This is a genomic window from Collinsella sp. AF16-8, assembly GCF_003462695.1.
Classification (GTDB): Bacteria; Actinomycetota; Coriobacteriia; order Coriobacteriales; family Coriobacteriaceae; genus Collinsella.
This window is the reverse complement of record NZ_QRXX01000001.1, coordinates 95,617-118,485: the sequence shown is the minus strand read 5'-3', so window position 1 is coordinate 118,485 and position 22,869 is coordinate 95,617. Positions and strand designations below refer to the sequence as shown.

17 protein-coding genes are annotated in these 22,869 nt (G+C 60.9%); 10 read left to right on the top strand and 7 right to left on the bottom strand.

From position 1 onward, the window contains the following. Window positions 1-222: 222 nt before the first annotated feature. The 5 genes from DWW73_RS00525 (at window position 223) to DWW73_RS00505 (ending at window position 8,791) form a co-directional block, all read left to right on the top strand. Window positions 223-1,746, top strand: coding sequence for a C69 family dipeptidase (locus tag DWW73_RS00525; RefSeq protein ID WP_117778460.1), 1,524 nt, complete (start codon window positions 223-225; stop codon window positions 1,744-1,746). A 99-nt stretch (window positions 1,747-1,845) separates the two neighbouring features. Then, the gene (locus DWW73_RS00520) at window positions 1,846-2,262 is read left to right on the top strand and encodes a hypothetical protein (protein ID WP_055250902.1); all 417 of its coding nucleotides are present in this window, start codon (window positions 1,846-1,848) and stop codon (window positions 2,260-2,262) included. An 8-nt stretch (window positions 2,263-2,270) separates the two neighbouring features. Beyond that, on the top strand, window positions 2,271-4,034 hold the full coding sequence (locus DWW73_RS00515) for an AarF/ABC1/UbiB kinase family protein (RefSeq protein ID WP_117778459.1): 1,764 nt from the start codon (window positions 2,271-2,273) through the stop codon (window positions 4,032-4,034). A gap of 431 nt (window positions 4,035-4,465) precedes the next feature. Beyond that, on the top strand, window positions 4,466-7,891 hold the full coding sequence (locus DWW73_RS00510) for a DUF4430 domain-containing protein (protein WP_158563753.1): 3,426 nt from the start codon (window positions 4,466-4,468) through the stop codon (window positions 7,889-7,891). Window positions 7,892-7,900: 9 nt separating this feature from the next. Then, window positions 7,901-8,791: a DUF4430 domain-containing protein gene (locus DWW73_RS00505; protein ID WP_233509074.1), complete on the top strand. Its 891-nt coding sequence runs from the start codon at window positions 7,901-7,903 to the stop codon at window positions 8,789-8,791. 159 nt (window positions 8,792-8,950) lie between these two features. On the opposite strand, the gene DWW73_RS00500 is transcribed toward DWW73_RS00505, so the two are convergent. From DWW73_RS00500 to DWW73_RS00490, 3 genes are all read right to left on the bottom strand, one after another. Next, complete coding sequence (locus DWW73_RS00500) at window positions 8,951-9,358, bottom strand: GtrA family protein (RefSeq protein WP_022095123.1); 408 nt, start codon at window positions 9,356-9,358, stop codon at window positions 8,951-8,953. 219 nt (window positions 9,359-9,577) lie between these two features. Next, window positions 9,578-9,973, bottom strand: a complete 396-nt coding sequence (locus tag DWW73_RS00495) for a GtrA family protein (protein ID WP_117778457.1) — start codon at window positions 9,971-9,973, stop codon at window positions 9,578-9,580. A 78-nt stretch (window positions 9,974-10,051) separates the two neighbouring features. After that, a complete protein-coding gene (locus DWW73_RS00490; protein ID WP_117655838.1) occupies window positions 10,052-11,968 on the bottom strand; it encodes a fructose-1,6-bisphosphatase in 1,917 nt (638 codons plus the stop codon). Window positions 11,969-12,288: 320 nt separating this feature from the next. On the opposite strand from DWW73_RS00490, the gene DWW73_RS00485 reads away from it, so the two are divergent. Further along, window positions 12,289-13,179, top strand: coding sequence for a DegV family protein (locus tag DWW73_RS00485; RefSeq protein WP_117634925.1), 891 nt, complete (start codon window positions 12,289-12,291; stop codon window positions 13,177-13,179). An 80-nt stretch (window positions 13,180-13,259) separates the two neighbouring features. Here the strand turns inward: DWW73_RS00485 and DWW73_RS00480 are convergent, their stop codons facing one another. Beyond that, window positions 13,260-14,351, bottom strand: a complete 1,092-nt coding sequence (locus DWW73_RS00480; RefSeq protein WP_117778456.1) for a hypothetical protein — start codon at window positions 14,349-14,351, stop codon at window positions 13,260-13,262. A 191-nt stretch (window positions 14,352-14,542) separates the two neighbouring features. Here DWW73_RS00480 and DWW73_RS10095 point away from each other — a divergent pair, with 191 nt between their 5' ends. Further along, window positions 14,543-14,713, top strand: coding sequence for a hypothetical protein (locus DWW73_RS10095; protein ID WP_158563752.1), 171 nt, complete (start codon window positions 14,543-14,545; stop codon window positions 14,711-14,713). Between the two features lie 24 nt (window positions 14,714-14,737). Here the strand turns inward: DWW73_RS10095 and DWW73_RS00475 are convergent, their stop codons facing one another. Next, window positions 14,738-15,841 carry an RsmB/NOP family class I SAM-dependent RNA methyltransferase gene (locus tag DWW73_RS00475; RefSeq protein ID WP_117757771.1) on the bottom strand — a complete coding sequence of 368 codons (1,104 nt, stop codon included), beginning with the start codon at window positions 15,839-15,841 and terminating at the stop codon, window positions 14,738-14,740. A 36-nt stretch (window positions 15,842-15,877) separates the two neighbouring features. Beyond that, entirely contained in the window at window positions 15,878-18,028 is a 2,151-nt protein-coding gene (locus DWW73_RS00470) for a methionine--tRNA ligase (RefSeq protein WP_117778455.1), read from the bottom strand. 132 nt (window positions 18,029-18,160) lie between these two features. Here DWW73_RS00470 and DWW73_RS00465 point away from each other — a divergent pair, with 132 nt between their 5' ends. From DWW73_RS00465 to queA, 3 genes are all read left to right on the top strand, one after another. Next, a complete protein-coding gene (locus DWW73_RS00465) occupies window positions 18,161-18,730 on the top strand; it encodes a DUF3267 domain-containing protein (protein WP_117778454.1) in 570 nt (189 codons plus the stop codon). Between the two features lie 67 nt (window positions 18,731-18,797). Then, window positions 18,798-19,373 carry an epoxyqueuosine reductase QueH gene (locus DWW73_RS00460; RefSeq protein ID WP_117778453.1) on the top strand — a complete coding sequence of 192 codons (576 nt, stop codon included), beginning with the start codon at window positions 18,798-18,800 and terminating at the stop codon, window positions 19,371-19,373. Between the two features lie 70 nt (window positions 19,374-19,443). Then, complete coding sequence (gene queA, locus DWW73_RS00455) at window positions 19,444-20,655, top strand: tRNA preQ1(34) S-adenosylmethionine ribosyltransferase-isomerase QueA (RefSeq protein WP_117778452.1); 1,212 nt, start codon at window positions 19,444-19,446, stop codon at window positions 20,653-20,655. Window positions 20,656-20,996: 341 nt separating this feature from the next. On the opposite strand, the gene DWW73_RS00450 is transcribed toward queA, so the two are convergent. Further along, on the bottom strand, window positions 20,997-22,760 hold the full coding sequence (locus tag DWW73_RS00450; protein ID WP_117778451.1) for a hypothetical protein: 1,764 nt from the start codon (window positions 22,758-22,760) through the stop codon (window positions 20,997-20,999). Between the last annotated feature and the right edge of the window lie 109 nt (window positions 22,761-22,869).

Sequence of the window (22,869 nt, the reverse complement as noted above, 5' to 3'; positions counted from 1 at the left end):
GAGCTTATTTTATTGGACCTATGAGGAATTACATCATCTAATTTTTGAACAAATGTAGACTTTCGACACCCATACGTAGCAAAATTGCTGTTACTAAATTGGTGACAGTACTCATATTTGGCATTTTTTGACCACAGGGGTTGCCAGCGCCGCGGTTTCGCCCTTTCTGCGCCGAAGCGATACACTGTTATCGTTTGATTTCTTCGCTCAAGGAGGATGCGCATGCCGTGCACAACGATTTTGGTTGGTAAGAACGCGAGCTACGACGGGTCGACGTTGGTTGCTCGCAATGAGGACTCGTCCAACGGGGTGTTTGAGCCCAAGCGCATGCGCGTGGTGCATCCCGACGAGCAGCCGCGCGTCTACACGAGCGTCCTGAGTCACCTGACCGTTGAGCTGCCCGATAACCCCATGCGCTACACGAGCGTCCCCGATGTTGTCCCGGGCCACGGCATCTGGGCCGAGGCCGGTTTCAACGAGCTCAATGTGGGCATGTCCGCAACCGAGACGCTCACCACCAACGAGCGCGTTCGCGGCGCCGACCCGCTCGTCGACTACGTGCCCGCCAAGGGCAACGAGGGCGAGGACGGCTATGTTCCGGCGCAGCCCGGCGGTCTGGGCGAGGAGGACATGGTGACCCTGGTGCTGCCGTATGCCAAGTCCTCCCGCGACGGCGTGCGTATCCTGGGCAACCTGCTCGAGCGCTACGGCACCTACGAGAACAACGGCATCGCCTTTAGCGACATGGACGAGATCTGGTGGCTCGAGACCATCGGCGGTCACCACTGGATCGCCAAGCGCGTGCCTGACGACGCCTATGTGACCATGCCCAACCAGCTGGGTATCGACAGCTTTGACCTGGATGACGCCGAGGGCGCCCAGGCCGACCACATGTGCTCCGCCGACCTGCGCGCCTGGATGGCCGAGTGGCATCTGGACCTGACGCTGGGCGTCGAGGGCGACGGTCCTGCCGCGGTCTTTAACCCGCGCGAGGCCTTTGGCTCGCACAGCGACAGCGACCACGTTTACAACACGCCGCGCGCCTGGTACATGCAGCGCTGCCTCAACCCCAGCGACGTGTGGGACGGCCCCGACGCCGACTACACACCCGAGAGCGACGATATCCCCTGGAGCCGCGTGCCCGAGCGCAAGGTGACCATCGAGGACATCAAGTACGTGCTTTCGAGCCACTACCAGGGCACGGAGTACGACTGCTACGGCAGCAAGGGCACGCCCGCTACGCGTGGCGCCTATCGCCCCATCGGCATCAACCGCAACAGCCAGCTCGCCGTGTTGCAGCTGCGCCCCTATGCGCAGCCGGCCTACCGCGCCGTGCAGTGGATGGCCTTTGGCTCCAACTCGTTTAACGCGCTGGTTCCGCTGTACGCCAACGTCGAGACCATGCCCGAGTACTATGCCGACACGCAGGCTCGCGTGACGTCCGAAAACTTCTACTGGGCCAACCGCCTGATCGGCGCGCTGGCCGACGTCCGCTTCCATGAGTGCGGTCGCGCGGTCGAGGATTATCAGGAGAAGGTCGGTGGCATGGGCCACAAGCAGATCCATGACGTCGATGCTGCCGTAGCCGCTCTGCCTGAGGCCGAGGTACCTGCCGAACTTGCACGCGCCAATGAGGCCTTTGCCGAGCGTGTTCGCGTAGAGACCGATGCTCTACTGGGTAAGGTGCTCTACACCACGAGCTGCGTCATGAAGAACTCTTTCGCGATGAACGACAACGTGAGGTAGGGATTTCCCGTCGATCGAATAGCGCTAAAACGCTTTGTCGCTTTCACTCAATCTTGGGTACAAGAACGCCAATGCAGTTGTTTGTGATTGGAGACAACCATGGTTATGAAACTCGATCAGCTTGTTAACGGCGCCATCAACGTGGGCTTCGGCGCCGCCGCCGTTGCCGTCGAGGGCAGCAAGAAGGTTCTCGACGACCTTAATACCAAGGGCGAGCAGGTGCGCAAGGATGCAGGCGCCCCCGATATCGCCCGCAGTGTGTCCGACATGTTCGAGCAGGCCGGTGGCACCATCTCCGACCTGACCGAGCGTCTGGGTATGCAGGGCGAGACCGCGGCCCAGCGCGTGCTTGACGAGCTCATCCTTGCCCGCGTCCGCGTCATGACCGCCCCCGAGCGCACGGCCTTCCTGGCCCATGTGCGCGACATCGTCGATTCGGTCGAGGACAACGTGACCTCGGTGCCCGTCGAGTCCGTTGAGCCCGACGATGCGAAGGATACCGAAGAGGCCGAGTAGCAGCGCAGATGGCAGATTCCACCACCGATTACAACAATCTAGATCCCTTGGGTGACGAGGCGGCGGTTGTCGATGAGGTCGACGCCGCCGTCTCGGGCGCTCGCAAGAAGCCGCGCGCTGTCGATATGGTCCCCGAGGAGCCCGACGCGATGGCGCCGGACGAGGAATACCAGCTCACGCCGGCGGGTCGTCGCGAACGCATCGGGCAGATTGTTCGCCTGGTCAAAAAGTACCGCGTGTGGGATAACCTCACGCCGGTTCGTTTGCGCCGCCTGCTCGAGGAACTCGGCCCCATGTTCGTCAAGATGGGGCAGATTCTGGCCAACCGGTCCGAGATTTTGCCGCAGCGGTTTTGCGACGAGCTGCGTCGTCTGCGCTCCGATGTAGAGCCGGTGCCGTATGAGGTAGTGCTCCGGTGTCTGGAAGAGGAGTACGGCCAGCGCCTGGGGCAGATGTTCGACGCGATCGACCCCAATCCGCTCGGAAGCGCGTCGCTCGCGCAGGTACACCGTGCCCGCCTGGTGACCGGCGAGGACGTGGCCGTTAAGGTGCAGCGCCCCGGTGCGCAGCAGGTTATGGCACAGGACATCGATATCATCCGCTCGATGGTGCGTATCGTTTCCAAGTTCGTCAACACCGATCAATTCGTTGACCTGCACGGCGTAGTCGAGGAGTTGTGGACCTCGTTTCGCGAGGAGACCAACTTTTTGGCCGAGGCCAAAAACCTCAACGACTTCTACGAGTTCCATAAGAGCGTTCATGGCGTGACGTGCCCTAAATCCTATCTGGACTTGTGCACCGAGCACGTGGTGGTTATGGACTACGTCGACGGCATTTCGATCGCCGATCCTGAACGCTTGGTGGCCGCGGGCTATGACTTGGAAATGATCGGTGCCGCGATTGTCGAGGACTACTCGACGCAGGTGCTCGACGACGGCTTTTTCCATGCCGACCCGCATGCGGGAAACATTATTCTCAAGGACGGCATCGTTTACTTTATCGACTTGGGCATGGTCGGACGCATGTCGAGTCACGATCGCGGTATCGTCAAGGACATGATTTTCGCCGTGGCTGAGGGTGACGTGCCCAAGCTCAAGGATTCGCTCATGCGCTTCGCCGTGACGCGTGGCGACTCGGCTGAGCTCGATCATTCGGCCTTTTTGTCCGATTTGGACTTTATCGTCGCAGACTTTGCAGGCCTTGACCTGAAGGATCTGGATATCGGCGAGTTTTTGACCTCGCTGTTAAACCTGGCGCGCAAAAACGACGTTGAGCTGCCGAGCGTGGTAACGATGTTCGCGCGCGGCATGGTGACGCTCGAGGGTTTGCTGACCGAGTACATGCCCAACGTCAACATGATCCAGATCATCCAAACGCACATTAAAAACGAGAAAAGCACCTATACGCGCGTGCGCGACATGGGGCGCGATCTTGCCGCGAGCAGCTATCGCGCGGCGAAGGGCTCGCTCGAGGCGGCCGAGTATCTTGGCCTGGCTTCGCGCATGCTCACGCGCGGCCAGCTTAAGGTGAACACGCAGATCATGAGCAGCGATAAGGCGCTGCGACAGCTGGGCGGAATTATCGACCGCATGTCGATGGCAATTGTGATTGCTGGCCTGTTTATCGGTTCGTCGGTGGTGTACTACGCGCGCATCGAGCCGGTTGTGTTTGGTATCCCGGTCATTGGCTTTATGGGCTACGTCAGCGCACTGGTGCTGGCGCTTATGCTGGGCCGCAATATCTGGCTCAACAGTCACGGCGGCAAGCACTAGAGGCCGCGACCGTCACCGCATTTTCCTATCGCAAACAATAGCTTTTACCTTGGGCTTCGCCTGCGTGCGAGGCCCTTTTGCGTGATACCATTTTGACGGTAATAATCGATGGCCTAGATGGTGGTGCGGAGACGCACGAATGCGCGGTTTACCTGCGCGTTTGGGAGAATTGGGGTGCAAGTCCCCGGCTGTACCAGTAACCGTAATTCCTCTTGGCTCGGGATGTTCGCGTCGCAGATCGGACGACGTGCCCGAGTCGTTAAGGTTAAGTCGGATCGCCTCCCATCTTGCATGCGGCTGCGGCGTATGCCGCCGGTGTGCATAGGGCTCTGGAGGGAAGGGGGACCCCGATGGGGGAACTCGAGCGCAACATGCGCGATGACGTGGGGCAGCCTCAAGGCAACGCTCCAAGTACAGACAATGGGAGACAAATGGATATGTTTGTGGACGAGCGCCAGCGCGTCTCGCATCGCCGTGGCGCAATTGCGCGCGGCGTAGCCAAGCGCGGCCTGGTGGCATTCCTGGCCTTCGCGATGGCCTTTGGCACCACGCCGGCTCAGCTGTGGGCCGAGGGCGCCGAGGGCATTGCCGAGGCTGTGGCTCAGGCTGCGACGCCGGACGAGAACGGCTCTGGTGAGTCCGCGACAAGCCCCGCTGCCGACCTCAATGCGAGCGGCGTGGTGGCGAATGGGGGCACTGCCGAGCAAGATGCCGCCGCGACAACTTCGGGCCCTACCGACAAGACTGAGGACGATAGCGCTGCAGGCAATGAGGCGCCGGTTGCATCGACGTCCGATGCCTCGAAGCAGGACGCCGCCGTTGTCTCTGCCGCTGGAGAGGCCAAGACTCAGCCTGCCAAGGCCGAGAGCCAGGATGTCTCTGCCACGTGCTCCGTCGTCGGCACCGACGCCAAGGGCGCCCAGCAGACCTGGGCCGCCGCGCAGCGGATCACGCTGAAGGAGGGCTCGACCGCGGCCGACCTCTCCGAGCAGCTCTTCAAGCAGGCCGGCCTGACCACCGATTATGATCCCAACGGCACCTGGGGCTGGGCGCTCAACACGATCACGTCGCCCTTCGATAAGGACCGCAAGCTCGGCTACGACTCGGCGACCGGCGCGTACTGGCAGCTGTTCGTCAACGGCAGCGCCTCCGAGGTCGGCGCGGGCGGCTACACGCTCAAGGACGGCGACTCCGTCGTCTGGTGCTACTCGAAGTACGGTGACCCCGCGCCCGCCAATCAGATTTCCGTTAGCTGCACCGTTGTCGGCCAGGACGCCTCGGGCGCTCAGCAGACATGGGCGCAGCCCACGACAGCTTTGGTGGAAGAGGGCACGACCGCTGCTGATCTTTCCGAGCAGGCCTTTAAAAAGGCCGGCATTGGCGCCAAAACGGGGAAAGGCACGTACGGCTGGTATCTCGAGTCGCTGACTTCACCGTTCAACAAGACCGTGACGCTTTCGAGCGAGAAAGTTAACGAAAACACTTGGAAATTCTGGCAGTTCTTCGTTAACGGTCAGGCGGCCAATGTCGGCGCGGGCAATTACACACTCAAGGCCGGGGACAAGGTTACCTGGGTCTATGGCTTTGATGGAACCATGCCCGGCCAGGTTTCCGTTTCAATGGAGATCATCGGTAAGAAGGATGAGAAGGCGCAGCGCTGGACCGATCCTTCGACGCAGGTGTTTGTCGAGGGCACGTCGATCAAGGACGCTTCCGCTGCCTACTTCGATGCCATTGGCATTGAGTCCAAGATGTACGACCAATTTGGTTATTGGGGTGTTCATAGTCTTGTCTCCCCGCTTGATGGCACCGAGCTGTCGGGTGCATGGTCGTTCTTTGTTAATGGCGTTCCCGGGCCTCAGCTCGATAGCGATTACGTGCTCAAGTCGGGCGACAAAATCGTCTGGGCTTACGCCCCTGGCGACACCGTTCCTAATCCCGATGAAGTCGTAGTCGATCCGAGCGCTTCGCGCCCGACCGGTTGGAAAGCCGACTGGAGCGGCAATTCCAATGCGGTGGTCAAGAACGTGTCCACGCCTACGGGCACGCTGGCAAGCTCTTGGACGTTCGATTGGAGGGCCTACTCGGGTGCCACGTATCCCAATGCGAGCGAGCCTATTGTCGTGAACGGCAACGTTTACCTTGCCGTGAACAAGCGTTTGCTTAAGATCGACGCCGAGTCGGGCAAGGTGCTTGCCGAGTCGAACCTTCAGACTGCGATTGGCTACACCACGCGTCCGATTTATACGAAAGGCTTGGTCATCGTCCCGCTCGACGGCGGTGCGGTCCAGGCTCTGACGGCCGATACGCTGACGACGGTTTGGGTCACTGACTCTGTGAGCAAATCTGCCCAGTCAAATTCCCAGTTGACGGTCGATGGCAACTATCTCTACGTTGGCACCGTTGATGTCGACTATGGAACGAGTACGTACAATAACGGTCATCTGACGCGTATTAATATACTGACCGGCGCTGTTTCTTGGCAGCATGTTAATGCTGATGAGGGCTACTACTGGACGAGCGCTACAGTGGGCGACGGCTATATTCTGGTTCCGACGAGTGCAGGTACCGTTGAGATGCTGAGCAAGTCGACGGGTGATGTGCTCGGCAGCGTTTCGGTTGGTGCCATCGTCAACTCCAGCTGTGTACTGTCCAAAGACGGCAAGCATGCCTATGTGATCTCGCGTGACGGCAAGCTCCACGTGCTGGCACTGTCGGACGCAAACGCAAGGGCCTCTTCGCGCATTTCCGAAGAACGCGTCATCGATCTTGGTCTTACGGGTTGTGCCTGCATGCCCACGCTGTATGGCAATAAGCTGATTGTCGGTGGCGAGGTTTCTGGCGGTTCGGCGCTGGCGATTGTCGACCTTGATAATGACTTTGCTACGACGTTGGTTTCGTCTGCCGATGGCTCCGTGCTTCCTGCCGGTGGCATTAAGGGCGCACCGCTCGTGAGTGTCCAGGCGGATGACACGTACGTTTATTTCACTGTCAACTATGGTGCGACTTCCGACTATGTGAACTACACCTCGGGCGGTGGCGTGTATCGCTACAAGATGGGTGACGCACAGGCGACCGGTGCGTTTAGCGCGGCGGGACACAACAATTACTGTGACTCGCCGATTGCCTGCGATGCCAAGGGTAACCTCTACTACATCAACGATTCCGGCACGCTTTTCAAGCTGAGTGGTGGCGTTAAGGTCTCGTTTGAGACTGGCGAGGGTTCTAAGGTCGACTTCCAGACTACGGCCGATGGCAAGCTGGTCAAGCCGGCCGATCCGACGCGCGATGGCTATACTTTCAGCGGTTGGTATACCGATGAGGCTTGCACGCAGGCGTATGACTTTATCGCGCCGGTGACGGCCGATCTGACGCTGTATGCCAAGTGGACCAAGAATGCCGTTAACCCTGGCGGCAATGGTGGTTCTGGCACTAATGGTGGCAACGGTGGCGCTGGCAACGGTTCCGGTGCTGGCACGGGCACGGGTTCCGGCTCTGGCACGAAGGGCCAGCAGGCCGGCGGCGCTATCGCCCCGGGTCATAAGCCGACGACCAAGACGACGGTGTCGACCAAGACCGAGACCAAGGACAACAAGTCCGACAAGAAGGACACCGATAAGTCCGATAAGAAGGACGAGAAGAAGTCTGACAAGAAGTCTGACAAGAAGGACAACAAGTCCGACAAGAAGTCCGATTCCAAGTCCGATACGGGTGCTGCTTCCACGACCACTGCTAAGAAGTCCTCTAGTGCTTCCGAGCAGGAGACTGGCACCAACCCGCTCGCCATTGTTGGCGTTGCCGCCGGCGTCATCGGTCTCGCCATCGTCGGCGTGTTCGTGTTCACCAAACGTCGGTAGGTGAGGGCTGTGTCCAATAAATCCAAGGACGCTGACCCCAAGCAACCAGATTCCTCGTTCATTCAGTTCGACGATGCAAAGCACCAGGGCGCCGCTTCGGCGGCGTCCGCCCCTCGCCGCAAGGCGCTCCTCGGCGTTCTGGCTGCCGCGTGCACCATTCTGATCGTCGTCTCGCTGGGCTTTGTCCATCCTTCCGAGAGCGGCGCCTGGTCCATTGACTGGATCGTTCAGACCGTGACGGGGGAGAGCGTTGTCACCAAGGACACCAAGGCGTCTGGCTCGACTACGACTTCGGGCGAGGCCAGTTCCAAGGATTCCAAGTCATCGAATGACGCAAAAGATGGGTCCAAGTCCAAGGACGATTCCGAGTCTTCAAACAAGGAATCGGATAAAAGCTCGGATAGCAAGAAGTCCGATGGTCGGGACGGCAAGAAGTCTGGAGATAAAACCGCTGCCCAGAATACGGGAGCCGGCGATACTTCCAATGTGTCTGGCGGTGCTTCTTCGGGCGGCGGTCAGTCGTCTGATGGAGCCTCCAGCTCTAATGGCGGAAGCGCTCCCTCGGGCGGACAGGGCGGCTCGCAGGAGCCCAACTACGTAACGGTGACGGTTTCGGTCACATCGAGCGCCGTGGGCAATCCTGTGTCTTCTGGCGGCACCTTTACCTTTAACGAAGGCGCCACCGTTTACGATGCCCTGTGCGCGCTGGGCCTTTCTGTCAACGCACACGGCTCATCGTACGGCACGTATGTTTCTGCGATTGGTGGTTTGGCCGAGAAACAGTACGGCGGCACGAGCGGCTGGATGTACTCCGTCAACGGCACAACGCCTATGACGGCCTGCAGCAACTACGTTCTCTCCAACGGCGACAACGTGGTCTGGTATTACGTTACAGGCTAGAGACCTCGACATAGCGCGCCAGACGGGCGGTTCGGATAAACATCCGGGCTGCCCGTTTTTCATGCGTAGAGGACTGGGTCGCCGGGGACCTCGACAAATAAAAAACCGGCTGGAACGAGAATTCCAACCGGCTATACATTCAAGCAAATGTCGAATCGACTACGAGCGAGCGCCTTCGAGGAAGAAGCGACGGCTAAAGTAGTTGTACCAGGTGACCAAGAACGTGGCGATGGCCTTCATGGCCTGGTAGCCGATACTCAAAAACGTGACACCCACAAACATGTACAGGTCGTTGAGCCCCAGACCGATCACCGACAGGATGGTGAAGATCGTGAACTCGCGCTTGCGGCTCATGCCCTCGCGATGGTCGAACACGTACTTCATGCTGAGCCAGTAGTTGACCACGACGGACGTGATGAACGAGACCGTGGTGCTCATCAAAAAGTCGAGGTGGAACAGCTCGACGAGCGCAATGAGCATACCCCAGTCGATGCCAAAGGAGATAAGGCCCACGACAGCGAACTTGAGGAACTGCTTAGTATGAGGTTGTGCCAGTGCCTTGCGCACGTAATCACATCCAATGCGTTGATGAATCGAGCAGAGGATACTTTAGAGCTTTTGCAAGGGAAACGTAAGGTCTTTGCCAAGAACTATACGAACTCGCCAAATTATCAAGTGCTAATCCGCAAACGTTGAAAATTTGCCCGTAAACGAGCGGCACCCACGGACGATACTGCGCTGAGCGCGCGTCGTCCGTGGGCGCCGTAATGCTGCAGGGGTGTCGAGCTATTTGGTCTCGTCGCCCTCCAGGAAGATCTTTCGGGTCACATAGTTGTAGACCATGACAAGCGCGGTGGCGCAAATCTTGGCGATATTGGCTTCGAGCCCCAGACCGGCGTTGAGCGCCAGCACGATACCGTCGTTGAGCACCAAACCAATCATGGACAGCACGACAAAGATAATGAACTCGCGGCGGCGGCTCATGCCCTCCTTGTGCGCAAACACGTACTTCATGCTGGCGACGTAATTAAAGATGAGTGAGACGATAAAGCCGCTGGTGTTGGCGATTAGGATGTTGAGGCCCAGACCGTAGTGGAGCAGATTCATAATGCCAAAGTCGATGACCGTGGCAATGACGCCGACGACGCCAAACTTCATAATCTGCGCAAGGAGCTTTTGCATGGTACCTGCCTTAGGGTGGCGCTGGGGCGCCGTGGGGATGACAAACCCAGCAAGTTTAGCCAATCCCCGCGGGTGGAGCTAGGCGCGCTCCTCGATAGCACCGTTTCTATATGCATCGAGCAGTTGGCGTAGGTCCTGGATCTGGCTGCGGATCTTGGCGCCGGTATCGGTGTCGCTCACCATGCGGCGGCGGTCGGCCTCGTCAAAGCGGTTGGTCTCGCTTTCGATATCGATGTTGCGGGTGAGCGCCTCGGCAACGGTGGTAAAGGCCTGGTGCGACTTGAGGCGGCACCCTCGCGAGCTCGAGATAAGCGTGTAGCCGGCGATGCCCGTCTTGGGATGGTAAGCGCGGCAGAATCCGCCATCGATGACCAGCAGCTTGCCCTCGGCGCGGATGGGCTGCTCGCCCTTGGTGGTTTTAACGGGCGTGTGGCCGTTGATGATGTGACCGGTCGGTGAGCATGCCATGGGCGCGACGCCAAACTCGCGCATGATGTCGTCGCAGACCGAGGGCGACTTGGTAAGCGTAAAGTACGGGTCCATCGGCTCGACCCAGGTGCTCTTGTCGGCGATATAGGCGCGCTCAAAGGTACGCACCAGGCGTCCGCTGGCGGGTGAGTTAAAGCCAATCCACAGGTACCACATCCAGTCGAGAGCGTCGCGGTCGCCCACGCGCCAGGCGCGGCGGGCGATGTGGTCGCAAAAATCGAGATAATCGCGGCCAGCGTGCCAGGTGCCCAGGCAGTTCATGCTGCTAAAGGTGCCGTCTTCGTTGAGCGGCACGCAGCCATGGAACAGCAGGTTGCCGTTGGCGACCTTGTACATCGAGCCGTGGGAATAGAGGAAATCGATATGGCGATGCAGGTGATCGGCGGTGACAAACTCGGACACGAGCTTGTCGATGATGTGCTGCTCTTGGGGCGTGAGCGAATAGGGGTCCGCCGGGTCGACGGTGGGGAAGTCATTGGTCGTGAGCGGCCACACGCTGCCGTCGGCGAGCGTGACCGTGCCGGTGTCGTGATCGATTTTGTCGAGTAACAGGCGGTCGGTCATATCGAACTCGGGGTGGCGCTGGATAATCTGGCCCTCGAGCTTAAAGAGCAGCACGTTGATGGCCTTGATCAGCGGGGTGATGGGCTCACCGTCGGTGTAGGTGGCATCGGCAAAGGCGACAAGCTCACGCAGCGAGATGCCGTAGTCGTTCTCCAGGATCTCGTAATTGTCGTAGCGTAGGTTGTTGCGCAGCACCGTGGCGATGCAGGCGGGCTCACCGGCCGCAGCGCCCATCCACAGCAGGTCGTGGTTGCCCCACTGGATGTCGAGCGAATGGTAGGTGAGCAGGCGGTCCATAATCTTGGCCGCGCCGCCGCCGCGGTCGAAGATGTCGCCCACCAGGTGCAGGTGGTCGACGGCCAGGCGCTTGATGAGCGAGGCAAGCGACTCGATAAAGTCGTCGGCGCTGGCGGTCTCCAGTATGGACTCCACGATGCGCTCGTGATAGCGCACGCGATAGTTGTTCTCGTCCGGATGCGTGTGTAGCAGCTCGTCGATGATGTAGGCGTAATCGCGTGGGATGGCCTTACGCACCTTGGAGCGCGTATAGCGGCTCGAAAGCGAGCGGGCAACCATGATGAGCTGATCAAGCATCGTCTTGTACCAGGTGGGCGAGTCTTCGCGCTGGCTGCGGACCAGGTCGATCTTCTCGCGCGGATAGTAGATGAGCGTGCACAGCTCGCCCTTTTCGTCAAAGGTGAGCGTGTCGCCAAAGATCTCGTCGACATGCTCGCGCACGACGCCCGAGCAGTTGTTGAGGATGTGCATAAAGGCTTCGTACTCGCCATGCACGTCGCTCATAAAATGTTCGGTGCCCTTGGGCAGGTTGAGAATGGCCGAGAGATTGATGATCTCGGTAAACGCGGATTGCTCGGTGGGAAATTGTTTCGACAGCAGACGCAGATACTTGAAGTCTTGCGGATTGCGATCGAATGCGACCATGAAACACCTTCCGATGGGGTTGGTAAAACTGATAAACAGCGTCAAACGTTTATCAGTATGCGCCGCTTTTGTTTCGATTTTGCGCCAGCGGCTGAATTGTCGGCTGAACGGTTTGGTAAATCGATTTAGTTGAGGTAGATATGGCGGTTGAGTGGAGACGACAGAAGGTGTTTTCTCAGATATTTATGCGTGGGGCCGGTGGAGACGATGGTGGTAAAGATGTTCGCTATTTTTGGTTCGATTTGGTAAATAGTGGACATATGTACCGTATGTAGGCTCACTGTGCGATAATTTGCGCAGCAATGAGTAAGGAGCCTCATATGAGTGATTTTGTCCTGACCTGTGAATCCGCCGCCGACCGAACCCGTGAGTTCTTTGCGTCGCGCAATATCCCTGTCGTGTGTTTTCATTACGAGATCGACGATGTTGTCTATACGGACGATCTGTATCAGTCGATTACGCCGGACGAGTTTTTTGCCCAGATTGCCGCAGGCGCCATGCCCAAGACGTCTCAGGTGAGCGTGGGCGAGTACGAGGAGTTTTGGGAGCCGTTTGTTGCCGAGGGTAAAGACGTGCTGCACCTGACGTTGTCGTCGGGTATTTCGGGCACGTATGGATCGGCCTGCGTTGCGGCGCAGATGCTCGCGGATCGCTATCCCCAGGGCGGCAAGGTGCGCGTCATCGATTCGCTGGCAGCGTCTTCGGGCTTTGGCCTGCTGGCGGAATGTGCCGCCGACGTGCGCGATAGCGGGGCTTCACTCGACGAGACGGCCGCCTGGATCGAGGAGCACAAACTCAACCTGCACCACTGGTTCTTCTCGACCGATCTGTCGAGCTACCTGCGCGGCGGTCGCATTTCGGCTGCGAGCGCAATCATCGGCACGGCGCTTAAGATTTGCCCACTTATGACGGTCGATTGCGAAGGTAAGCTGTCGCCACGTGAGAAGATTCGCACTAAGAAGCGCGCGATTTCCGAGATGGCTAAGACCATGATGGCACACGTGCAGGACGGTGCGGATTATTCGGGTAAGTGCATCATGTCGCACTCGGCGTGCCGCGAGGATGCCGAGGCAGTTGCGGCGCTGATTGAGGAACAGGTTCCGCAGCTTAAAGGCAAGATTGAGATTAATAACATCGGTACTCTGATTGGCTCGCATACCGGACCTGGTACGGTGGCGCTCTTCTTTATGGGCGACAAGCGCGTGGATTAATTTGCCCCATCACATCGCCGCATGATTGCTCAAACGAAAACGGCCCGCCTCACGTTTGTGGGGCGGGCCAGGATGTTTTGCTAGCGTTTCTTTCCGCGGAAGAAGAAGCCGTGCAGCGAGGGCTTGAGTCCACGGTTGGCGCGACGCTCCTCGATATGATCGTGGATCGAAGCAACGCGCTCGATGACTTCGTCGGGAATCGGCACGTCGGGATTCATGTTCTCGACCTGACTGACCTCGGCGGCGGCAACCTGGTCGATAATGGGTACATCGTCGTGCGAGATGACGGGCGTGGCGTCTTCCTTCATCTTGCGGTAGCGCTGCATCATGTCGGTCTGCAGCTGCTGGGCCGAAGGCGGCGTCCAAATGATGGCGTTGGCACCGGCGGCGATGGTTTCACGAATGCTCTCGGGCGTCTTGCCGCCCGGTGCGATGAGCGGCAGGTTGGGATAGTGCTCGCGCAGCTCGCGCAGGACCTGTGGCGTGTTCTTGCCGGCCGCGATGTTAAGAATCTTGGCGCCCGCGCGCACCTTTGCGTGAGCATCGTCGTCGCAACGTACGACCGTGGCGATGACGGGGATGTCGGCGATGTTGGTGATGTGCTCGACCATCTCGGCGGTGGCGGGGGAGTTGACCACACAGCCCGCCGCGCCCTGCATCTCGGAGACGGCTGCCATCTGAACGGAGCGCTTGCCGGTGGTGGTGCCACCGCCCACGCCTACGAAGACCGGGCACTCGGCGACGGTCAGCAGCGCCTGCGTAATGGCCGGCTGCGGCGTAAAGGGGTAGACCGCAAACACGGCGTCGGCATTGGAGTTGCGGATGACCGCCACGTCGGTGGTGTAGATGAGCGATTTGATGCGGCGGCCAAAGAGCGTAAAGCCGCTGGCCTCCTCGATCTCGTCGGGCATGCGGAGGGCCGCCTTGCGCAGACGTCCGTCGATGGGCAGCGGCTCCATGGGGAGCAGTCCGTTGGGGGTCACGGCTACCTGGGGCTCGGTGAACTCGTCTGCAAGCTCGACCTCGGAAAAATCGACCGAGGCGACGATGTCCTCGTGAACCTCGGCAGGAACATCGATGGGGGCTTGGTCGTTTGCCGTAGCCGGCGTGTCGAAGGAGCTGGTGCCGACAAAGGCGTCGACGCGCTCGTTTAGATCGTTGAGGGTATCCATGGAGGCTCGATTCTATGTGATGACGGCCGGCAGGGTGCCGGCAGCGTTGTACTTGCTAAATCGTTTGACGAGTTGATTTTTCCCCGCTGCGCCATCCGTTAGACCGAACGCTCGTCGAACGTGAAGGAGCTGTGGTGGCGGGTTTTGAGGTGCTATCTTAAATGTCCCGTTTAAAAGAGAGGTGACGCGGTATGGAATTAACAGCAATGTTGGGCTCGATTGGCCTATGCGTGGGCGCAATCGTTGCCGCCGCGGTCATCTATTTTGTGGTTACGGCCATTAAGGGCAAAAGAGCCGAGCGCAAGGAACGCGAGGCGCTTAAGCAGCACCGTGACCAGCAGGACAAGCGCGCACGGGAATAGCTTGTTGAGTTTTGAATCCGTGCGCTAGCCGCGTTTTCGGACCAGGGCGATGTAGAAGCCCTCAAAGTCGCGGCTGGGCGGGATGGTGAGCGTGCCGGGCATGCCATTGGTGATGGCCGATACCTGACCCGCGGCGATTGCCTCGGTGAGAGCGTTGGACTCGATGCGCGGCTCCTCGCCGGCATCCTGGGCGCGGCGTGCTTCGCTTTTGCTCGGCGTGCCGTCGAGGGGGATAAGCTCGCAGTCCATGTGCTTGTCGAGGGCCTCTTGCAGGGCATCCTCGTTTTCCTGCGGCAAGATCGAACAGGTCGAATAGACGAGCGTGCCGCCCGGTTTGAGGGCACCCATGGCGCGGTCCAGAAGCGCGCGCTGCGAGCGGGCGCACTTGCCGAGCAACTGCTCGGTGAGGCCGCGCAGGCTCTTTTCGTTGCCGCTGATGACGGTTCCCGTGCCGGTGCAGGGAGCGTCGAGCAGGATGCGGTCAAAGCGGAAGAACTCGTCGAGCTCGCGTGCGTCGATACGCATGACGGGCACGTTTTTGGCGCCCTGGCGGTGGAGGTTGGACTCAAGCTTTTCGGCGCGGGGAATGCTCATCTCGCAGGCCGTGAGGTGTGCCTGGCCCTGGGTGAGGGCGGCGATCTGCGTCGTCTTGCCACCGGGGGCCGCGCACATGTCCAGGATGTCCTCGCCGGCCTGAGCGCCCAACACCAAAGGTGGCATCATGGACGACAGGCTCTGCAGGTAGATCTTGCCGTCACGGTAGATGTCGAGGTCCCACAGGTCGGATACCTGGGCCTCGGGCAGGATGAAAGCGTCCGGGTACCATGCGACGGGGCGGTGGGCGATGCCGGCTGCGTCGAGCGCGGCGGCGATGTCCTCGGCGGTCGCCTTGAGGGTGTTGGCGCGCAGCGTGACCGGGCGCGTGGCAGCGGCGCCAAAGCCTTCGATCATGAGCTGAGCATCGGCGGGTGCATAGGCGCCGGCGACCGTGTCGACCATAAAGCGCGGCAGGTCGGCGGCGGAGTGTTGGGCGGCAAGCTGGTCGGAAAGCTCGGTGGCGGCAAACTGCCTGAGCTTGAGCTCGGGCTTAACCTGCTTTTTCTGCTTACGACGACGCGGCTTGGACATCCGTCTTTCCTTCCCATTCCATTACATGTCGAGTGTTTAGTACTGGCTCTCGTGCTTGCTGAAGAAGTCGAAGCGCGGGGGTAGCGGCTTCACGCGGTGCTCGCCGGGCTTCTCGCCCAGGCTCTCCACAAACTCATCCGTGGAGGCGAAGATGTTATCCCAGCTAAAGAAGGCGACCGGGTCAACGTCGAAGTACTCGCAGATGAGCTCGCAGCCGGCAGGGACGATGCCGTGCATGAGCACGGTCGCCACGCGCAGCTCGGTAAAGGCGTCGACGAGGGCCTGCGTCATTGCGGCGTTTGCCGGCTCGCCCTCGAGCTTGTTGGCGGCCTTAGAGGCGTCGCTCCAGCGCTTGTTGGCGGCACGCAGGTAGTCGTCGCACACGGCGAGCGCGCGGTGCGTCTCGAACTTGTACATGGCTTGCTCGAAGGCGAGAGCTGCCTGCTCGGCGGCTTCGACCACAGTGGCGGAGGCGGCGCCGGCGGGGATGCAGCCGTTGCGATAGGGGCTCTCGTCGCTCTCCTTGATGGCGACGCCGTAGAAGCAGCTGCGGGCCAGGCGGTTGAAGACGCCGGTCAGCAGCGCGCTCTCCTTAAGGGCCGGATCGATAACGCGCTTGTCGTCGCAGGCACGCACCTCGTTGCCGTCCTTGTCCTTGCCGGTCACACGCGTGTCGTATGCCTTGGGGCTAAAGCTCACCGGCTTCTCGGATAGGCCGAGCGACAGCCAGTGCGCGCGCATCTGCTCGCAGGTGTAGTGGTTGAGCAGGTCGTCTGCCGGCGGGGGAGGGGTCTGCGAGGACGAGCTCGCCTTTTTGCCCATGTAGAGCAGGTGATAGCAGGCGCTGACGGTGCTCTGCGTAAGGTCCCAACCCAGGGCCTCCCACATGGCGGTTTGCGCGATGCAGTAGAAATAGATGTTGTCCTGACCGATGAACTGGTAGATCTGCGCGTCGTCCGAGCACCACCAGTCGCGCCAGTCGAGCGAGCTGTGCTGGTAGGTGGGCACGGGGACCTGCGTGGAATCGGCGGCGGGCTCGCCCATGAGGGCGGCATCCTGGGCGGCGACGCCCTCGGTCACGCCGGCGGCCTTGGCATCGCGTGCGAGCACGGTGCGAGTGTAGCTGATGGGCGCCCACAGGCTCTCGGGCCAGCACCAGCAGGTGACGTCGGTTACGCCGTCAACCTCGGGCACCGGAACGCCCCAGTCGATGTTGCCGGTGATGCGGAAGGGCACGAGCGCCTTGCCGCTGCGGAAGCGCACGCCGCCGTTGGCGAGCACCGCGTGGGCGTCGTCGCGCTCCTTCCAGCTGGGGAAGGTGACGGTAAAGCTGCTCTTGTTGCCCTCGGGCTCCAGCACGGTGTGCTCGGGGAGCTGGCCCTCGACGGCATCGAAGGCCTCGCGGAACTTGTTCTGGATGTAGAGCTGAGCCGGCAGCAGCCACTCCTCCATGGTCTTGGAGACCACGGAGCGAACCTGCGGGTTCTGGGCGAGCTTGGCGGTATAGGTCTTCATAAAGTCGAGGTAGGCCGGCAGATCAAAGTAGAGATTGTCGACCGGGCGCAGCTCGGGCACCTCGCCGGTGAGCTGGCTCTTGGGCGCGATGAGCTCCTCGGGCTCAAACTGGTGGCCCAGATCGCACTCGTCGGCATAAGCCTTCTCGGACTTGCAGCCCTGGATGGGGCAGCGGCCGATGACCTGGCGGCCGTTGAGGAACGTGCCGGCCTTGGCATCGTAGAACTGCAGCGTGGAGCGCTTGGAGATGGTGCCCTGCTCGTGCAGGCGCTCGATAATTTCGGCAGTCACCTCGTTGTGGATCTGGGCCGCCGGCTCAAGGCCCGAGCCGCCGTAGATGTCGCAGCTGATGTTGTAGTTGTTGAGGGTCGCGGCCTGGCGGGAGTGGTTGGACTCGACATACTCGCCGATGGACTTGTCGTAGCCCTCGTTCTCCTTGAGCTTGCGGTAGCTCTCCATGATGGGCGAGCCGTAGCAGTCGGTGCCCGAGGTGAAGATGACGTTCTCGCGGCCCAGGCGGTCGCGCAGGAAGCGGGCGAAGAAGTCGGCCGGGACAAAGACGCCACCGACGTGGCCAAAGTGCAGGCCCTTGTTGCCGTAGGGCTCGCCGGCGGTAACGATGGCGCGGCGCGGCCAGCTGGGACGATCGTTCATGGAGTATTTGGATGCCATGGGACTCCTTCGCATATGGTGAGAGCACGGCCGGGCGCGAGGCTCGGCGGCGCGGTGGTCAATTCGTGCATATCGTTCGACATTATCGCACATGCGGGCGGGTACGTGGCAGGGGCGCTATCCTAAGATGCTATGAATGAGATTTCCAACATACATGCGTTTGAGGACGAGGATTTTCTACACGCTTGCTTCGTGTGGGGGATGGCCGTGGTCGCGGTGTTTGCCGTGTGCCTGGTGCCGGTGTTTATGCTGCTGGGCGGGCCTGCGGACTTGGACGCGGCTGAGGCGGGCGGCTGGATCACCGTCGTGGGCTGGATGGTCGGTGTGGCTGCGGTTTCTGCAGCGTCGTTTGCCGTGCACGAGCTGGTGCATGCGGTGTTTTTTAAGCTGCTGGCGCCTGCGGGCGCGCATGTGACCTTTGGCGCGAATCGTGAGACGGCGATGATCTATGCCTGCGCCGAGGGCGTTGTGTATTTGCGTCGGCGGTACATGGCCATTTGCCTGGCGCCCACGGTTGTTTTGACGGTGGCGTTTGCCCTGGGCTTTGCGCTCTCGGGCTATCCGCTGCTGTGTTACCTGGCGGCTGGCTTGCATTTGTCGGGCTGTGTGGGCGACTGGTATTACGTGCGGGCCATTTTGCGCGACCGCCGCATCGCTGCCTGCGAGGACACGTCCTTTGGCGTGCGCTTTTTCGCAAAGTAGTCTTTTTGGGACGGGGCTATTTTAGCTGCCATGATGTCGGGGTGAGTTTTCTGGGACGGGGATGTCGATGAAGTCGTTGTTGCTGCATGCGTGCTGTGCACCATGCTCGCTTGAGCCGGTTCGCCTGCTGCGCGAGGAGGGGTTTGAGCCCACGATTTGCTGGACCAACCCCAATATTCAACCGCGCGATGAATGGCAGCGGCGTCTGGACGAGCTGCGCCGGTGGTGTGCCGACGGCGGCATCGAGCTCATTGAGGCAGGCGAGGACCGTGAGCGCTGGGAGGCCGGCGTGGCCCCGCTGGGCGCCGATCGGCCCCGTCGCTGTCGCGCGTGCTATGCCCTGCGCCTGGCCGAGGCATGCCGTGTGGCCCAGGAGCGTGGGTTTGAATATGTGGGCACGACGCTCGCCGTCTCGCCGTATCAGCTGTTCGACACGTGTAATGATGTGCTTGAGCGCTTGGCCGCCGCCCGCGGGCTCACCCCGGTGATTCGCGATTTTCGCCCGTATTATCCAGAGGCCACGCGTCGTTCGCGCGAGCTGGGCATGTATCGGCAGAACTACTGTGGCTGCCGCTTTTCGGCCGTCGAGGCGGCCATGGACCGCGCCCGCATCCGCGACGAGCGTAAAGCCGCCAAAAAGTAGTTCGTTTGGGACGTCAGCCTGCTAGGATGTAGAGCGGACTTTAGCTATATAAGGAGTATCCGACGTGTCTATGCGTACCGATGATTTTGACTACAACCTTCCTGAGGAACTGATTGCCCAGGCTCCTGCCGAGCCGCGCGACTCCTGCCGCCTGCTGGTGGTGGATCGCAAAGGCTCCCAGGCGGGGAAGCCGCTGGAGCACGGCGGTACCGTTGAGCACCGCATCTTCCGCGACATCATCGACTATATCGAGCCGGGCGATGTGCTCGTCATCAACAAGACGCGTGTGATGCCGGCCCGCCTGATCGGTCGCAAAGCCGGCTCGGGTGGCGTGGTCGAGACGCTGCTGCTCAAGCGCCGTGAGGATGTTGACCCGCTGGGCCACGTTTGGGAGTGCCTGGTCAAGCCGGGTAAGCGCCTGAAGCCCGGTGCTCAGATTGAGTATCGCGCCGGTGGCGCCCATGCGCCCGAGGGGGCTCCCGTGGTGCTGACGGCCGAGGTCATCGACTTTGTCACCGATAGCCGCGGAGGCCGTCTGGTGCGCTTTGAGCCGGCCGGCTGCAATGCCGCCGGCGAGCCGCGCACGCTCGACGAGGCCATTCATGCTGCCGGTCACGTGCCGCTGCCGCCCTACATTACCGATTACGAGGGCGATCCCGAGAAGTACCAGACCGTCTACGCCATGAAGGAGGAGCACTCGGCTGCCGCTCCTACGGCGGGTCTGCACTTTACCCCCGAGCTCATGGCCGCTATCGAGGCCAAGGGCGCGAAGTTTGCCGCCGTCGAGCTCGAGGTGGGCATCGATACCTTCCGCTTGGTGGAGGAGGACGACCCTACGCAGCACGTCATGCACACCGAGCGCTACCACGTGTCGCAGGAGGTTGTCGACGCCGTGCATAAGGCGAAGGCCGAGGGTCATCGTGTGATCGCCGTCGGCACCACCGCGGTGCGCTCGCTCGAGAGTGCGTTTGACGCGGACGCGCCGGTGTCCGATCCGGCTGTGACGGCGCGCTATTTTGAAGGCCGCGAGGACGGTGCCGACACGCTCGGCCGCGGCGACATCGTGGTGCGCGAGAACGCCACGACGCAGCTCTACCTTATGCCCGGCTCGACCTATCACGTGGTCGACGCGCTGATCACAAACTTCCACGTGCCGCGCTCCACGCTCATGATGCTCGTGAGCGCGCTTGCCACCCGCGACCAGATCATGGATGCCTACGCCGCCGCCATCGAGGAGCGCTACCGCTTCTTCAGCTTTGGCGACGCGATGCTCATTCTTTAAGTTACGCGGTTCTACGAACCGCGTAACCACTTGACGCTGCAAACGCCCCTAAGCGGCAATCTGACGTTCAATCGTCGGGCATGACCAGAAGGTCAATGCCCCCCTCTTTCACGTCACCTTGCTCGCTTAGGGGCGTTTTCGCTGACTTTGCCAAAGCATCGGCAGGTACTCATTGGGGACGTACTTAAATGAGTGCCTGCAGAATGAGAGTGGATAATCTCCCGTTTTAGGCGTGTTTCTTCGTCAAAAGTGGGAGATTATCCACTCTCATTAGGTGGCACTTGGGGACATTCCTTTTTTGCCGGCACCTGGGGACAGTCCTTGTAATCGTTGGGGAGTGGTTACTTGCTCGCGAACAGCCAGATCAAGATGATCACTAGAACTACGGCGACGATGCAGACGATGGCGCCGGTGAATTTGATGCGTGAGTCGCGGGTGCGCTCGCGCACCGCGTCCTCGGTGGCCTCGAGCTGGGCGACTTCTCGCTCGGTCTCGGTGTGTTCGGCATTGTCTCGGGCCAAGGACCCTGCAAGCGACTCGGTGATCTCTGGGTGGTCGTGCACCTCGGTCGCCTGTTCGATGATCGACTGTGCATGTGCGGCATCTGCTTGGGCGTTGGCGATGGTCTGCTCCTGGTCGCGGCGCGCCTTGTCCTCGGCAGCGATCTTCTCGCGCAGTTCGCGCTGACGAGTCGCGGCGGCGGTCTTCGCCGTCTGCAGCTCGTCGCGCGCGGCATCGGCTTCGGTCGTCACGGCTTGGTGCGCGCGTTTTGCGTCGGCGATAGGGGCTTGAGCCTGCTCGACGGCCTGCTCGGCTGCGGCAAGCGAGTGCTCAAGGTCGGCGGTGATGCGCGGGACATCTTCTTCGGCTTTACGCAGGGCATCTGCCGTGTCGGAAATCTGCATCGAGAGCTCGCTGGTGCGCACCGTATAGTTGGCGGGATTTGCCGAGGGATTGCGTTGCAGCTCGGCATACTCATGGCGCAGCGTCTCGAGCTGGGCGCGCGTGGCGTCGACGGTTTGTTGTGCGGCCGCAATGCCGGCGTCTCGCTCGGCCTTCACCTTGTCGCGGATGCGCTTGGAATCCTCAAGACGTCGAACGAGGCGGTTGCCGGTCTCGCGAGAGCTCGCCTCGCGGGCCTCCACGGCGTCGAGCGCGGCCTTCAGGCGGAGCTCAGTCGCGTCATCCTCTGTCTTCATTTGTTCGAGCTGACCCTTGAGCTCTGTCGCTTTGGAGGCGTGGGCATCACGATCAATCTCGGCGGCCGCTGCAGTCTTTTGGGCCGTGGCAATCGCCTGGCGCTGGTCGGCGACGATCTGGTCGTAGCGGCCTGCGATATCCTGGCGCGTCTCGAGTTCCTCGGCCTGATCGGCAATGCGCTGCTCAAGTTCGGCCAGGTGGGCGCGGGCATCGGCAAGTGCCTTTTTCGCGGCGTTCATCTCGCGCATGGCCGAGGCACCCTGGGCGATAAAGGTGCCCACGGCGTTCGCAGTGTTCGAGACAGCGGTCCCCAGATCGCGGCTCGCGGCGGAGGAGTGCGGGGCGGTCGGGCGAGCGGTGTCGGCAGCGTCCGCATCGGCAGTCTGCGGCACGGCGATATTGCCGGTACCGCCTTCGATCACAGAAAAGCCTGCTGCGTGCGGGTCGACCGCATCGGTGCCAATCGTGGGATGCTCGAGCTGCAGAAACGAGGGCATGGTGCTGCCCTGGTCGGCAACCGGAGTCTCGCCGGGTACGAAGGTCGAGGCTGCCTCGGCGGCCTCCTCTTCCTCGGCGTCAACGTCAGCGTCGGCCACGGCGTCTTTCATCGCTTTGACGGCATCCATCATGGAGTCCATGACGGCGTCGAGCTCTTCTTCCGAAGAAACCTCGATAGGGCCCGCAGCTTGCGGAGCAGCATCCTGTACGGGGCGGTCGTCCTGAGCGGGCGCATCGTCGTTTTGCTCGTCTGCATCTTCGGCGCCAGGGGTTTCCGCCGTAGCGCTTTCGTCCAAGAATGGGCCGTCGAGGTCAATATCATCGCAGGTCACAGCGTCGGCATCTGCAGTGACGTCTGCGGAATCATCAATATGCTGTTGAGTCTGGGGGTCCAGCTCGTCTGTCATAGGCATGTGCTCCTCATCGTTGTTTGTCACCCTATGATAAAGTCTCGCGCCGACATCCCGCGCGCTGCAGCAAAGTTTCAAAACGTGTTCGATGGCTCGCGTCGATAGC

What these genes read in the sequence shown, in the direction of transcription:
- DWW73_RS00525 (WP_117778460.1), top strand. Translation starts at nt 223, where the DNA reads ATGCCGTGCACAACGATTTTGGTTGGTAAGAACGCGAGCTACGACGGG.
- DWW73_RS00520 (WP_055250902.1), top strand. Translation starts at nt 1,846, where the DNA reads ATGGTTATGAAACTCGATCAGCTTGTTAACGGCGCCATCAACGTGGGC.
- DWW73_RS00515 (WP_117778459.1), top strand. Translation starts at nt 2,271, where the DNA reads ATGGCAGATTCCACCACCGATTACAACAATCTAGATCCCTTGGGTGAC.
- DWW73_RS00510 (WP_158563753.1), top strand. Translation starts at nt 4,466, where the DNA reads ATGGATATGTTTGTGGACGAGCGCCAGCGCGTCTCGCATCGCCGTGGC.
- DWW73_RS00495 (WP_117778457.1), bottom strand. Translation starts at nt 9,973, where the DNA reads ATGCAAAAGCTCCTTGCGCAGATTATGAAGTTTGGCGTCGTCGGCGTC.
- DWW73_RS00490 (WP_117655838.1), bottom strand. Translation starts at nt 11,968, where the DNA reads ATGGTCGCATTCGATCGCAATCCGCAAGACTTCAAGTATCTGCGTCTG.
- DWW73_RS00485 (WP_117634925.1), top strand. Translation starts at nt 12,289, where the DNA reads ATGAGTGATTTTGTCCTGACCTGTGAATCCGCCGCCGACCGAACCCGT.
- DWW73_RS00480 (WP_117778456.1), bottom strand. Translation starts at nt 14,351, where the DNA reads ATGGATACCCTCAACGATCTAAACGAGCGCGTCGACGCCTTTGTCGGC.
- DWW73_RS10095 (WP_158563752.1), top strand. Translation starts at nt 14,543, where the DNA reads ATGGAATTAACAGCAATGTTGGGCTCGATTGGCCTATGCGTGGGCGCA.
- DWW73_RS00475 (WP_117757771.1), bottom strand. Translation starts at nt 15,841, where the DNA reads ATGTCCAAGCCGCGTCGTCGTAAGCAGAAAAAGCAGGTTAAGCCCGAG.
- DWW73_RS00470 (WP_117778455.1), bottom strand. Translation starts at nt 18,028, where the DNA reads ATGGCATCCAAATACTCCATGAACGATCGTCCCAGCTGGCCGCGCCGC.
- DWW73_RS00465 (WP_117778454.1), top strand. Translation starts at nt 18,161, where the DNA reads ATGAATGAGATTTCCAACATACATGCGTTTGAGGACGAGGATTTTCTA.
- DWW73_RS00460 (WP_117778453.1), top strand. Translation starts at nt 18,798, where the DNA reads ATGAAGTCGTTGTTGCTGCATGCGTGCTGTGCACCATGCTCGCTTGAG.
- queA (WP_117778452.1), top strand. Translation starts at nt 19,444, where the DNA reads ATGCGTACCGATGATTTTGACTACAACCTTCCTGAGGAACTGATTGCC.
- DWW73_RS00450 (WP_117778451.1), bottom strand. Translation starts at nt 22,760, where the DNA reads ATGACAGACGAGCTGGACCCCCAGACTCAACAGCATATTGATGATTCC.